The 13,041-nt window shown below is 75.0% G+C and carries 11 protein-coding genes; 4 read left to right on the top strand and 7 right to left on the bottom strand.

Annotated features, from left to right (window positions below; all coding sequences use genetic code 11):
- Positions 1-19: 19 nt before the first annotated feature.
- The 3 genes from ACIGXE_RS01515 to ACIGXE_RS01505 form a co-directional block, all read right to left on the bottom strand.
- Positions 20-946 (bottom strand): LysR substrate-binding domain-containing protein, encoded by a 927-nt coding sequence (locus ACIGXE_RS01515; protein WP_399741320.1) that lies wholly within the window; start codon positions 944-946, stop codon positions 20-22.
- A 136-nt stretch (positions 947-1,082) separates the two neighbouring features.
- Positions 1,083-2,096: a DMT family transporter gene (locus ACIGXE_RS01510; RefSeq protein ID WP_399741317.1), complete on the bottom strand. Its 1,014-nt coding sequence runs from the start codon at positions 2,094-2,096 to the stop codon at positions 1,083-1,085.
- A gap of 5 nt (positions 2,097-2,101) precedes the next feature.
- Positions 2,102-3,055, bottom strand: coding sequence for an EamA family transporter (locus ACIGXE_RS01505; RefSeq protein ID WP_399741314.1), 954 nt, complete (start codon positions 3,053-3,055; stop codon positions 2,102-2,104).
- Positions 3,056-3,186: 131 nt separating this feature from the next.
- Between ACIGXE_RS01505 and ACIGXE_RS01500 the strand changes: the two genes are divergently transcribed.
- The gene (locus ACIGXE_RS01500) at positions 3,187-3,684 is read left to right on the top strand and encodes a MarR family winged helix-turn-helix transcriptional regulator (RefSeq protein ID WP_399741311.1); all 498 of its coding nucleotides are present in this window, start codon (positions 3,187-3,189) and stop codon (positions 3,682-3,684) included.
- A gap of 79 nt (positions 3,685-3,763) precedes the next feature.
- Here ACIGXE_RS01500 and ACIGXE_RS01495 read toward each other — a convergent pair whose 3' ends face one another.
- The 3 genes from ACIGXE_RS01495 to ACIGXE_RS01485 are packed head-to-tail and all read right to left on the bottom strand — an operon-like array spanning position 3,764 to position 6,403.
- Positions 3,764-4,003 (bottom strand): hypothetical protein, encoded by a 240-nt coding sequence (locus tag ACIGXE_RS01495; protein ID WP_399741308.1) that lies wholly within the window; start codon positions 4,001-4,003, stop codon positions 3,764-3,766.
- Between the two features lie 20 nt (positions 4,004-4,023).
- A complete protein-coding gene (gene malQ / locus ACIGXE_RS01490) occupies positions 4,024-6,150 on the bottom strand; it encodes a 4-alpha-glucanotransferase (RefSeq protein WP_399741305.1) in 2,127 nt (708 codons plus the stop codon).
- A 1-nt stretch (position 6,151) separates the two neighbouring features.
- Positions 6,152-6,403, bottom strand: coding sequence for a hypothetical protein (locus ACIGXE_RS01485; RefSeq protein WP_399741302.1), 252 nt, complete (start codon positions 6,401-6,403; stop codon positions 6,152-6,154).
- 159 nt (positions 6,404-6,562) lie between these two features.
- Between ACIGXE_RS01485 and ACIGXE_RS01480 the strand changes: the two genes are divergently transcribed.
- Entirely contained in the window at positions 6,563-9,598 is a 3,036-nt protein-coding gene (locus ACIGXE_RS01480; RefSeq protein WP_399741299.1) for a beta-N-acetylglucosaminidase domain-containing protein, read from the top strand.
- 58 nt (positions 9,599-9,656) lie between these two features.
- Here the strand turns inward: ACIGXE_RS01480 and ACIGXE_RS01475 are convergent, their stop codons facing one another.
- Positions 9,657-10,229 carry an HNH endonuclease gene (locus ACIGXE_RS01475; RefSeq protein WP_399741296.1) on the bottom strand — a complete coding sequence of 191 codons (573 nt, stop codon included), beginning with the start codon at positions 10,227-10,229 and terminating at the stop codon, positions 9,657-9,659.
- 224 nt (positions 10,230-10,453) lie between these two features.
- Here ACIGXE_RS01475 and ACIGXE_RS01470 point away from each other — a divergent pair, with 224 nt between their 5' ends.
- Both ACIGXE_RS01470 and ACIGXE_RS01465 read left to right on the top strand, forming a co-directional pair.
- Positions 10,454-11,575 (top strand): mechanosensitive ion channel family protein, encoded by a 1,122-nt coding sequence (locus tag ACIGXE_RS01470; protein WP_399741293.1) that lies wholly within the window; start codon positions 10,454-10,456, stop codon positions 11,573-11,575.
- Between the two features lie 211 nt (positions 11,576-11,786).
- Positions 11,787-13,001 carry an ROK family transcriptional regulator gene (locus ACIGXE_RS01465; protein WP_399741290.1) on the top strand — a complete coding sequence of 405 codons (1,215 nt, stop codon included), beginning with the start codon at positions 11,787-11,789 and terminating at the stop codon, positions 12,999-13,001.
- Positions 13,002-13,041: the final 40 nt, after the last annotated feature.

Genomic DNA, 13,041 nt, shown 5'->3' with positions numbered 1-13,041 from the left:
TCGACAGATCTTTTCAGCTCTACTGAACACTTTCCCGCTGGACGGCCGCCTGGCGCAGCGCCGCGAGGACCCGCGCCACGGCCGGGCCCTCCTCCGCCCCGCGCCGTACCGCCGCGACGACGTGCCGGCGCGGCTGGTCGGCGGAGAGCACCCGCATGACGACGCCCGAACCCGTGCCCGTACGGCGCTCGGCGGCGGCCATCCGGGGCACCAGGGCCACGCCCATGCCGGCCTCGACCATGGCGAGGATCGCGGTCCAGCCGGCCGCGCTGTGGGCCTGTTCGGGCACGAAGCCGGCCGCCTCGCAGGCGGCGGTGGTGATCTCCGACCAGGGTCCGGAGCCGCCGAAGATCCACGGTTCGGCGGAGAGGTCGGCGAGCCGGAGACCCGGGGCGTCGGCGAGCGGGTGCCCGGCGGGCAGGGCGAGGTCGAGCGGGTCGGCGAGCAGCGGCACCCGGGTGAACTGGGGGTCGCGGGCGGTCGGCGCGTGGGCGGCGAGGGACAGCGCCAGTTCGGCCTCGCCGGTCGCGAGCAGTTCGTACGCCTCCGCCGCCTCGGCCTCCCGGACCCGGACGTCGAGCCCGGGATGGGCGGGGCGCAGCGCCTGCACGGCGGGGACGACGAGCGCGGGCACGGCGGTGGAGAACGCGGCGACCCGCACCCGCCCGGCCTCGCCGCGCAGATGGGCGTCGAGTTCGGCCTCGGCCCGCTCCAGCTGGGCGAACACCGCTTCGGCGTGCCGCAGTACGAGATGCGCGGCGTCGGTGAGCCGGACCCGCCGGCCGTGCGCCTCCAGGAGCTGCACGCCGAGCTGCTTGGCCAGGTTGCTGAGCTGCTGGGAGACGGCCGAGGGGGTCATGAGCAGGGTCTCGGCGGTCGCGGTGACGGTGCCGCGGTCGCGGAGGGTGCGGAGGATCTGGAGCTTCTTGATGTCCCACTCGGTCATGGGGCGCAACCTACCGGGCACGGCGTACGGGGCGTCCCCGGCCGGTGGCCCCGGCCGGGGACGCCCTCCCGCAGACGAGCCCGCCCGCGAACGCGCCCGCCTGTCGACGGCGCCTGCCTGTGGGCGCGCGTCCCGCTCATCCCCGCGCGCGGGTCGCACTGGCCAGGGCGACGCCGCCCAGGATCAGCGCCATGCACGCCCCGCCCATGACGCCGAGGCGCTCGCCGAGGAGGGCGTACGAGAGGAGGGCGACGCAGACCGGCTGGAGGTAGTAGACGACTCCGGCCCGGGCCGCGCCGATCAGGCCGATGGCCTTGTTCCAGGCGAAGAAGGCGACGGCGGAGGACATCACGCCGACGTAGAGCAGCGGGCCGACGGTGCCGGGCGTGACGGGGAAACCGCCCTGGACGGTGAGGGAGGCCGCGTAGGCCGGGGCGAGCATCAGGGCGCCGAGCGCGAAGGTCGTGACGAGGAAGGCGAGTCCGTCGATCCCGGCGGGCTTGCGCTTGAGCATCGCGCTGTACGTGGCGAACGACAGGGCGGCGGCGAACATCCACAGGTCGCCGGCGGCGAGCTCGAGGGCGAGGGAGCCCTTGCCGACGAGCAGCAGCACACCGAGGACGGCGGCCAGCATGCCCAGGAGGCGGCGGGCGCCGAGGCGTTCGCCGCCGATCCGGGCGTAGACCGCCATCAGCACCGGGGACGCGGCCATGATCATGCCCATGTTGGAGGCGGAGGTGGTCAGACCGGCCTGGTGGACCAGGGTGTTGTAGAGGGTGACACCGAACAGCGAGGCGAGCGCGACGAACCGGAGGTGACGGCGGATCACCTTGCGCTGCCGCCAGAACGGCCGGGCGGCGAACGGGGCGACGGCGACGAGGGCGATGACCCAGCGCCAGAAGACGGCCTGGACGGGCGGGACGGAGTCGGCCATGTCGCGGGTGGCGACGAAGCTGCCGCTCCAGACGAGGGTGGCGAGCAGCGCCAGGAGCACGCCGAGGCCGGCGCCCCGGGTCTTCCTCGCGGGCGCCGGCCTCTCGGTGGCCGTGGCGGTGGTACGGGCGGTGACGGCGGTATCGGTGGCGTTGGAGTCGGGGGCGGTGTCGTCGGTGGCGGTGACGGTCGGTCGGCGTGCGGTGGTCGGTGTCATGCCGCCTACCGTCGCACCGCCGAACCTTCCAGGTCCATCGAAACTTCCTGACCGTTCTTTTCAGTAGAGCTGAACGATTCGGCCACCGGCGCCTTCCGGGGCTTCGGCGCCGGGTTCAGCTGCCCCACGACCGTGGCACCGAAGGCGATCACCATGCCGGCCAGCTGGACCGGGCCGAGCGCCTGGCCGAGCGCGGCCCAGCCGATGACGGCGGCGGTGATCGGGGAGAGCGGGCCGAGCAGGGTGACCGAGGAGGCGCTCAGGCGCTCGATGCCACGGAACCAGAGGAAGTAGGAGATCGCGGTGTTGCCGAAGGCGAGGTAGGCGTAGCCGGCGAGGTTGGTGCCGGTGAGGGCCGGCGGGGCGCCCTCGATCAGCAGGGCGACGGGCAGCAGGACCAGACCGCCCGCGGTGAGCTGCCAGCCGGTGAGGGCGAGGGCGCCGACGCCCTCGGGGCGGCCCCAGCGCTTGGTGAGGACGGTGCCCGCGGACATCGACAGCGAGGAGAGCAGTCCGGCGACCACGCCGACGGTGTCGAAGGCGGCGCCCGCCTTGAGGACGACGAGACTGACGCCGAAGGCGGCGGCGACGGCGGTGAGCGTGGCCTTCACGGTCGGCCTGTCGCCCAGCAGGAGCGCGGCGAGGCCCACGACGAAGAGCGGTCCGACCGAGCCGACGACCGCGGCCACTCCGCCGGGCAGGCGGTAGGCGGCGAGGAAGAGGAGCGGGAAGAAGGCTCCGATGTTGAGGGCGCCGAGGACCGCGGACTTCCCCCACCAGGCGCCCTGCGGCAGCTTCCGGGTGACGGCCAGGAGCAGGAGGCCGGCGGGCAGGGCCCGCATCAGGCCGGTGAACAGCGGCCGGTCGGGCGGCAGGAACTCCGTGGTGACGAAGTAGGTCGAGCCCCAGGAGATCGGGGCGAGGGCGGTGAGGGCGATGGTGGCGGCCTTGCGGGACATGACGGTTCCCCCTGCGCTGGACGGGCCGGGCGGCGACCCGGACTGGCTTGGCGGTAATTAACTTACCACTAAGCTACTTGCGTGCAAGTGGCTTTCTTGCAACTGAGTCAGCCAAGAGGGAAACTGGGGCCATGGAGAATCACGACGCCGTCGACGCCATCGCCGACCAGTGGGCGCGGGTCCGCCCCGATCTGGACACCCTGCCGATGGCCGTGTTCGGCCGGATCTACCGGCTCGCCAACGCCATGCGCGCCAAGGTGGACAAGGCCTACGCGCCGTACGGGGGGATGTCGCTGGGCGAGTTCGACGTGCTCGCCACGCTCCGGCGCTCGGGCGAGCCGTACACGCTCTCCCCGCGCGAGCTGACCGCCACCCTGATGATCACGACGGGCGGGATGACCGGCCGGCTCGACAAGCTGGAGCGGGCCGGGCTCATCACCCGCAGCCCCGACCCCCACGACCGCCGCGGCCTGCGGGTCACCCTCACCGAGGAGGCCCGGGAGCTCGTGGACCAGGCCGTCGGCGCCGGGCTCGGCCGGCAGCGCGAGGCCCTGGAGGCCGCGCTCACCCGCGAAGAGGCGGAAGAGCTGGCGGGCCTGCTGCGCAAGCTCCTCGCCACCACGGTGTGACACCGGGGCGGCCGGAGACACACGAGGGCGCCGCGCGGTGACGTACCGCGCGGCGCCCTCGGGAACGGAGGAGTGAGACCTACGCCTTCTTGACGCGGTCCTTCGACCGGTCGAGCACCATCACCAGGCCCGCGATGACCAGGAACAGCACCAGCGGGGCGGCCACGTACAGACCGAGGGTCTCGGCGACCGACAGCTTGGGGGCCGGGTCGTCGCCGTCGTCGCGGGTCAGCGCGAGCGCGGGGGACGACATGAGCAGCATCATCAGCGTCGTACCGGCCGCGACGGCGCCGGCGCGCAGGGCGTTCTTCTTGTCCACGGTGCAAAAGTAGCGAACACCTAAACGGACCGCGCGCCCGGGGGTGCCGTACGGGCTCGGACCCGCTCCGCGAGGGTCCGGAGCAGGTCGTGCGCGCGGGGCGCGGCGGCCAGTTCCTCCAGGGTGAGCGGCTGCCCGTCCGGGCCCGCGACCGGCAGCCGCCAGTTCGGGTACTGGTCCCAGGTCCCCGGCAGGTTCTGCGGCCTGCGGTCCCCCACCGTGTCCGGGAGCCACACCCCGACCAGGCGGGCCGGGGTGGCGGCCAGGAAGCGGTGGACGGCGCGGATCTCGGCGGCCTCGTCGCCCGGTCCCTCCGGCAGCAGGCCGAGCCGCTGGAGCACCCCCAGCCATTCGGTGGTCTCGGCGCTGTCCCGGCCGCGCTCCCGCTCCAGGTCGCCGGTGAGCAGCCCGAGCCGGTGGCGCAGCGTCACATGGTCCCCGGAGAGCCGCGCGGCGGTGGACGGCAGGTCGTGGGTGGTGGCGGTGGCCACGCAGTCGGCCCGCCAGTCCTCCGGGGCCAGCGGGCGGCCCGTACCGGCCCAGTCCCGCTCGAACCAGAGCACCGAGGTGCCGAGCACCCCACGCCGGGCGAGCGCCTCACGCACCCCCGGCTCGACCGTCCCCAGGTCCTCGCCGACGACCGCCGCGCCGGCCCGGTGCGCCTCCAGGACGAGGACGGCGAGCATCGCCTCGGGGTCGTAGCGCACGTACGTGCCCTGGGTGGGCTCGCCGCCCTCGGGCACCCACCACAGCCGGAAGAGGCCCATCACGTGGTCGATGCGCAACGCTCCCGCGTGCCGCAGCAGTTCGCGCAGCAGCCCGCGGTACGGGGCGTAGCCCTCGGCGGCCAGCACGTCGGGGCGCCAGGGCGGCAGGCCCCAGTCCTGGCCGCGCGCGTTGAAGGCGTCGGGCGGGGCGCCCACGGACATCCCGGCGGCGAACACGTGCTGCTGCGCCCAGGCGTCGGAGCCGTCCGGGTGCACGCCCACGGCCAGGTCGTGGACGATGCCGACCGGCATCCCGGCCTCCCGCGCGGTGCGTGCGGCGTCGGCGAGCTGCCGGTCCGTCAGCCAGGCGAGCCGGCAGTGGAACTCGACCCGTTCGGCGAGCTCGGCGTCGGCGCGCACGGCCGCCTCGGCGGCGCGCGGGTCGCGCAGCCCGTCCGGCCAGGCCCGCCACTGGTGCCCGTACCGCTCGGCGAGCGCCTGGTAGGTGGCGTGGTCCTCCAGGGCCCGGCCGCGCTCGGCCAGGAAGTCCCGGTAGGCGGCCCGGCGGCCGGGCCCCAGCTCGACGGTGTGCACGAGCTCCAGGGCGCGCCGCTTGGCGTCCCAGACCGCGTCCCGGTCGATCAGGGCGCCCTTGCCGAGGACCCGTTCGCGCAGTTCGGCCGCCTCGGCGAGGATCCGGTCGAGCTCCTCGCGGCGGGCCGGGTCGACGTACGCGTACTCGGGGACGTCCTCGATCCGCAGGTGCACCGGGTCGGGGAAGCGGCGCGAGGAGGGGCGGTACGGGGAGGGGTCGGTCGGCGCCCCCGGCACGGCCGCGTGCAGCGGATTGACCTGCACGAAGCCGGCGCCGTGCGCGCGGCCCGCCCAGTCGGCGAGCTCCCGCAGGTCACCGAGGTCGCCCATGCCCCAGGAGCGGGCGGACAGCAGCGAGTAGAGCTGGACGAGCAGGCCGAACGCGCGCCCCTCGGGGACCGGCACGCGCGCGGGGGCCACGATCAGGGTGGCGGCGCAGCGGCGCCCGTCGGGGGCGTGCGCGGCGAGCCGGTGCACGCCGAGCGGCAGTCCGCGCCAGTCGGGGCCCGTGACGGTCCGCCCGTCCTCGGTGGTGACCGTGAGCCGGGTGCCGGGCGGCAGGCCGCGGGGCGGCCGGAGGCCCGCGGCGCGGGTGTCGGCGGCGGCCCCCTCCGGCTCCCCCGGCTCCTCCCGCCACAGCACCACGGTGGGCGGCAGCAGCCGCTCCCGGCCGGTCCGTTCCGCCGCGTCGAGCGACGCGGCGACGGCCTCCGGCGTGGACGCGTCGACGTCCAGGGCGCGCAGGACGGCCACCACGGTGGCGTCGGGCACGGTGACCGTGACGCCCTCGGAAGGGGCGTAGTCGGTGGCGACGCCGTGCAGGGCGGCGAGACGGGCCAGGGTCACGTCACACTCCGGGGGACTCCGAACCGCCCGCTGTGGTGCGGGCGGTGGGTTCACTGGTCAAGGGGGCCGCCTCGGCGAGGGGCGGTTCGCTGATGAGGGGCGTGGCATCGGCGAGGGGCGGTTCGCTGGTGAGCGGCACGCCCTGGCGGGGAATGCGTATCCGTTTGCAGGCGTGGTCGGTCGCGGTCACGGGATCTCCCGGGTTTCGTCTCGACAGGTAAGACATCAGGACAGTGGGTGGAGCCCTACCCATCGTTCCCCGTTTTACCGGCCGAATTTGGCGAAACGGTGCCACCTCGCCGAAAGGCCGCCGGGCAAAGCAGACAGTTCGACCAGCCGCATTGACACTCCGTCGGCCCGGGTGGTGGGCTCGTGACCCAGTCGTGACCCAAGGGACCGAAGGGAGCCCCCTGTGCACCTCGGACGCAGGAAGCGGACCGCGACGGCCGTGGCGGTCGCGGTCATCGGCGGGCTCCTCGGCGGAGCCACGCCGGGCGGCGCGTACGCGGCGCCGGGCGACCCCTCCCCCGTGACCGCCCCCGACCCGACGGCGACCCCGGCGGCGCCCTCGGTCGGCACGACGTCCGGCGTGTGGCCCCGCCCCCAGTCGCTGACCAGGACGGGACCGGCCGTCGCGCTGGGCTCCGAGGTGACGCTGCTCACCGCGCCCGACGCCGACCCGCACGCCGTGACGGCCCTGCGCGACCTGCTCCGGGCGGCCGGGGTGCGCACCGTGCACGGGACGGCTCCGGGGCGCGGCCCGCTGATCCGGTTCGGCGACAGCCTCGAAACGGAGGCCGCGCTGCGCGCCCTGCGGGTGCCCGAGCGGGGCGACCTGCCGGACGGCGGCTACCGGCTCGCGGCCGGCAGGATCCAGGGCCGGGACACCGTCGTGCTCGACGGCGTCGGCGGCGACGGCCTCTTCCACGCCGTCCAGACACTCCGTCAACTCGTCGGCCCGGACCGCACCCTTCCGGGCGTGGTGGTCCGCGACTGGCCCGCCACCGCCGTCCGCGGCCTGACCGAGGGCTTCTACGGCCGCCCCTGGTCGCAGGCGGACCGGCTGGCCCAGCTCGACTTCATGGGCCGCATCAAGCAGAACCGCTACCTGTACGCGCCCGGGGACGACCCGTACCGGCGGGCGCTGTGGCGCGAGCCCTATCCGGCCGCCGAGCGGGCCGCGTTCCGCGAGCTCGCCGCCCGGGCCGCCGCCAACCACGTGACGCTCGCCTGGGCCGTGGCCCCCGCCCAGGCCATGTGCCTGTCCTCCGACGCCGACCTGGCGGCGCTCACGAGGAAGATCGACGCCATGTGGGCGCTCGGGGTGCGCGCCTTCCAGGTGCAGTTCCAGGACGTCAGCTACAGCGAGTGGCACTGCTCCGACGACGCCGACACCTTCGGGCGCGGCCCGGAGGCCGCCGCCCGGGCGCACGCGCGCGTGGCGAACGCCGTCGCCCGGCACCTCACCGAGCGCCACCCGGGCGCCGCGGCGCCGTCGCTGATGCCGACGGAGTACTACCAGGACGGCGCCACCGCCTACCGCACCGCCCTGGCCGACGCGCTCGACGCGCGCGTGGAGGTGGCCTGGACGGGTGTCGGGGCGGTGCCGCGCACCATCACCGGCGGCGAGCTGGCCGGGGCGCGGAAGGCGCTGCGCCACCCGCTCGTCACCATGGACAACTACCCGGTGAACGACTACGCGCAGGACCGGCTCTTCCTCGGCCCGGCGACCGGCCGCGCGCCGGCCGTGGCGTCCGGCTCCGCCGGCTTCCTCGCCACCGGCATGGAGCAGGCCGCGGCCTCCCGGGTGGCCCTCTTCACCACCGCCGACTACGCCTGGAACCCCAAGGCCTACCGCCCGGACGAGTCCTGGCGCGCCGCCGTCGACGAGCTGGCCGGGCCGGAGCCGAAGGCCCGCGAGGCACTGCGGGCGCTCGCCGGGAACGGCGCCTCCTCGATCCTCGACCCGGACGGCGAGTCCGCCTATCTGAAGCCGCTCGCCTCCGCCTTCTGGGCGAGCCGCGCCGGCCGTGACCCGGCGGCCCGGGAGAAGGCCGCGCGCGAGCTGCGGGCCGCGTTCACCGTCATGCGCGAGGCGCCCGCGCGCCTGAAGGACACGGCCGGCGGCACGCTCGGCACCGAGGCCGGCCCGTGGCTGGACCGGCTCGCGCGCTACGGCGCGGCGGGTGAGACGGCCGTGGACATGCTGCTCGCCCAGGCCCGCGGCGACGGCGCCGGTGCCTGGCGGGCCCAGCTGGACCTGGAGCGGCGGCGCGCCGGACTGAAGCCGGGCGGGGTGACGGTCGGCGAGGGCGTCCTCGACGGCTTCCTCGCGCGCGCGGCGCAGGAGTCGGCGGCCTGGACGGGCGCCGACCGGGGCCGGGCGGTGCGGGCGGACGTGGCGGAGGACGCGTACACGGTCCGCCTGGACCGCTCGCGGCCGGTGGAGACGCTCACCGTCATGACCGAGCCGGGGGTCGCGGGCGGCTTCCTGGAGGCGTACGTGCCCGGCGAGGGCTGGCGCCGCCTCGGGCCGCTCGCCGCCTCGGGCTGGACCCAGGCGGACCTGAAGGGGCTCCGGGCCGACGCCCTGCGGATCGTGTGGAGCGGCGTGCCGGGCCGGGTGCGGTCCCTGGTGCCGTGGTTCGCCGACGAGCCGCGCGCGGGGCTCGAGCTGGCCCGTGCCGAGACGGACGCCGAGATCGGCGGGCCGGCCCAGCGGGTGGACGTGGTCCTGGAGGGCCGGCGCGCCGCGGAGGTCCGCGGGGCGCTGACCGCCCGCGCGCCGAAGGGGATCACGGTCCGGCTGCCGAAGGAGGGGGTGGTGCCGCGCGGCACCCGGGCGACCGTTCCCCTGGAGGTGTCGGTGGCGGCGGACGTGCCGGCCGGCTCGTACACCGTCCCGGTGGCGTTCGCCGGCGAGGAGCGGGTCCTGACCGTGCGGGCGTTCCCCCGGACCGGCGGCCCGGACCTGGCCCGTACGGCCACGGCCTCGTCCTCGGGCGACGAGACCCCCGACTTCCCGGCCGCGCACGCCCTGGACGGCGACCCGGCCACCCGTTGGTCCTCGCCCCTGGAGGACGGCGCGTGGTGGCAGATGGAGCTGGCCGAGCCGGCCCGGATAGGCCGGGTGGTGCTGCACTGGCAGGACGCCTACGCCTCCCGCTACCGCGTCCAGGTCTCCGCCGACGGGCGCACCTGGCGCACGGCGGCGACGGTCCGGGACGGCCGGGGCGGCGTGGAGTCGGTCCGCATGGACGCCGCCGACACGCGCTTCCTGCGGGTGCAGGGAGACGCGCGGGCGACGGAGTACGGCTACTCGCTGTGGACGGTGGAGACCTACGCGGTGGAGGACCGTCCGCGCACGCCGGAGCAGCCGGGTGACGTTCCGGCGGACGCGGGCGAGCAGGAGCCGGAGGGCGGGGCGACGCCGCCCTCCTCCCCCTGAAGTTCCCCGCCGGAGCCGGACGGCTCCGGCGGGGAGCCGGATACGCGAAAGGCCCGGCTCAACCGGTCGTCACGGCCCCCTGAGGCGGGTGGGGGGCGGTGCCGACGGAGTCGATCCGGGCCAGGACGTCGTCCGCGCCGTAGGGCTGGAGGTAGGGCAGCCACCGCGGGTCGCGGTGGCCGGTTCCGATGATCCGCCAGGCCAGTCCGGTCGGCGGGGCGGGTTGGTGCCGCAGCCGCCAGCCCAGCTCGCGCAGGTGCCGGTCGGCCTTGACGTGGTTGCAGCGGCGGCAGGCCGCCACGACGTTCTCCCAGGCGTGCGTCCCCCCGCGGCTGCGCGGAATGACGTGGTCGACGCTGGTTGCGACGCCACCGCAGTACATGCAGCGCCCGCCGTCACGGGCGAACAGCGCTCTGCGGGTCAAGGGAACGGGCCCCCGGTAGGGGACCCGCACGAACCGCTTCAGGCGCACCACACTGGGCGCGGCGATGACACGGCTCTCGCTGTGCAGGAAGGCGCCGGACTCCTCGAGGCAGAGTGCCTTGTTCTCCAGGACGAGGACGAGCGCGCGGCGGAGCGGTACGACGCCGAGCGGCTCGTACGACGCGTTGAGGACCAGGACATGCGGCACGGATGCCTCCTAAGACGCCGGCGGCGCGTGGCTCGCGCCGGGACGAACTGCTCCCAGTTTCTCCTCATGGCGGGCCGGTGCGCCACCACGTGTGGGTAACGGCCCTGGGGTGTTCTCGACCACATCGGGACGTGTTCGGGAGTCTTCCCCGGCCGCGGGCCGTCTTCCCGTACACACACGTGTGCACAAGCGGACGGGGAGGCCGACGGTCCCCGTTAGTGTGGATGGATTGCGAACGCCTGCCTGGAGGTCCCCCCGTGCCCCCCGTGTCCTGGTCCGGCGCCCTGAGCGCCGCCCCCGACGCCGCCGACGACCCGACGCACGTTCCGGTGACCCTGGACGAGGCGGCCGAGAAGGCGACGAACGCCGCGGGCTGGGTGGAGCAGAACTGGTCCACCTGGCTGAACACGGGCCTGCAGATCGTCCTCATCCTCGTGGTGGCGCTCACCCTGCGGATGCTGGTCCGCAAGGCGCTGACCAAGCTGATAGACCGGATGAACCGGTCGGCTCAGGCGGTGGAGGGCACGGCCCTCGGCGGCCTCCTGGTCAACGCCGAGCGGCGCCGGCAGCGCTCGGAGGCGATCGGTTCGGTGCTGCGCTCGGTGGCGTCGTTCCTCATCCTCGGCACGGCCGGGCTGATGATTCTGGGCGCCTTCAAGATCGACCTGGCACCGCTGCTGGCCTCGGCCGGTGTGGCCGGTGTCGCGATCGGCTTCGGCGCGCGGAACCTGGTGACGGACTTCCTCTCGGGCGTGTTCATGATCCTCGAGGACCAGTACGGCGTGGGCGACTCGATCGACGCGGGCGTGGCCTCCGGCGAGGTCATCGAGGTCGGTCTGCGGGTGACGAAGCTGCGCGGGGTCGACGGCGAGATCTGGTACGTGCGCAACGGCGAGATCAAGCGCATCGGCAACCTCAGCCAGGGCTGGGCGACGGCCGCGGTGGACGTGACGGTCCGCTCGACGGAGGACCTGGACCGGGTGCGCGAGGTGATCACCGAGGCGGCCGAGTCGATGTCCAAGGAAGAGCCCTGGAACGAGCGCCTGTGGGGCCCGGTGGAGGTGCTGGGCCTGACCGAGGTCCTCCTCGACTCCATGACGGTCCGCGTCTCCGCGAAGACGATGCCCGGCAAGCGGCTGGGCGTGGAGCGCGAACTGCGCTGGCGCATCAAGCGCGCCCTGGACCGGGCGGGCATCCGCATCGTCGGCGGCATCCCGGCCCAGGCGGACGAACCGGCGAAGTCCGACCCGACCGCCGGCATGTCGGCCCCGTCGGTCTTCTCCTCCCCGTCCTCCCCGCAGTCGGCGGCGGCGACCCCGCTCCCGAAGCCGGAGATCACGAAGTAACCTCAAGCACCTGTGGAAGGGGCGCCTCGCCGGTCCGGCGAGGCGCCCCTTCCGCGTCCGGCCGCGGAACCACCCGGCTCCCCGCCGGACGTCACCGGGGTAACGATCGGCTCCGTGGGTATTGACGCTCCGCTGACCTCGGCCTTACCTTCCTCCCAACCCAATAGGAAACTTTCCTAACAGTGCATCTCGGCAAGGTGGAGAGAGCCTCATGGCCGGTACGACCCCGGGTACCCCCGGCACCCCGCGCGTGCTGCGCGCCATGAACGACCGCGCCGCCCTCGATCTGCTGCTCGCGCACGGGCCGTTGTCGCGGACGCGGATCGGGAAGCTCACCGGGCTGTCCAAGCCGACGGCCTCGCAGCTGCTCGCGCGCCTCGAGGCCGCCGGGCTCGTCGTCGCCACCGGGACCACCGCGGGGCGGCCGGGGCCGAACGCGCAGTTGTACGCGGTCAACCCGCGTGCCGCGTACGCCGCCGGGCTCGACGTCAGCCCGGAGCGCATCCACGCCGCCGTCGCCGACATCACCGGCGAGGTCGTCGGGGAGTTCCAGGTCCCCACGCCCGGGCGCGGGGCCGAGGACGTGGTGCGGCAGGTCGTCGACGCCCTCGGCGGGGCCGCGAAGGAGGCGGGGCTCGCCCTCGGGGACGTACACCGCCTGGTCATCGGCACGCCCGGCGCCTTCGACCCGGCCACCGGGCGGCTGCGCTACGCCTCCCACCTGCCCGGCTGGCACTCGCCCACCCTGCTCGACGAGCTGGCCGTCGCCCTGCCCATGCCGTTCGAGTACGAGAACGACGTCAACCTCGTCGCCATCGCCGAACAGCGCCTCGGCGCCGCCCACGGTCACGAGAACTTCGTGCTCCTGTGGAACGAGACCGGACTCGGCGCCGCGCTCGTCCTCGGCGGGCGCCTGCACCGCGGCTTCACCGGCGGCGCCGGCGAGGTCGGCTTCCTGCCCGTACCCGGCACCCCGCTCGTCCGGCAGGTCGCCAAGGCCAACTCGGGCGGCTTCCAGGAGCTCGCCGGCGTGCAGTCCGTACCCCGGATCGCCAAGGCCCTCGGCATCCGCACGCCCGAACAGCCGTACGTCGAGGTCGCCGCCCGGCTCCTGCGCGAAGCCGCGGAACGGCACGAGGAGGACGAGCGGTACGCCGGACTGCTCGACTCCTACGCCGAGCGCCTCGCCACCGGCCTCGCCGCCCTCGTCGCCGTGCTCGACCCCGAGCTGATCGTCCTGTCCGGCGCCGCCGTCAGCCCCGGCGGCGAGCCGCTGCGCGCCCGCGTCCAGACCCAGCTCGCCGATCTCGCGGCCTCCCGGCCGCGGCTCGTCCTCGCCGCCGTCGACCGGCACCCCGTCCTGCGCGGCGCGCTCGAATCCGCCCTCGCCGCCACCCGCGACGAGGTGTTCGACACCTCCCGCTAGCCCGTCCCCCTCCCCTGCTCTCCCCTCACCTCACCTCGAC

The organism is Streptomyces sp. NPDC053431, from assembly GCF_044544925.1.
In the GTDB taxonomy this organism is placed as follows: Bacteria; Actinomycetota; Actinomycetes; order Streptomycetales; family Streptomycetaceae; genus Streptomyces.
Note: the sequence above shows the minus strand (reverse complement) of the source record. Positions and strands in the feature narration are given on the sequence as shown.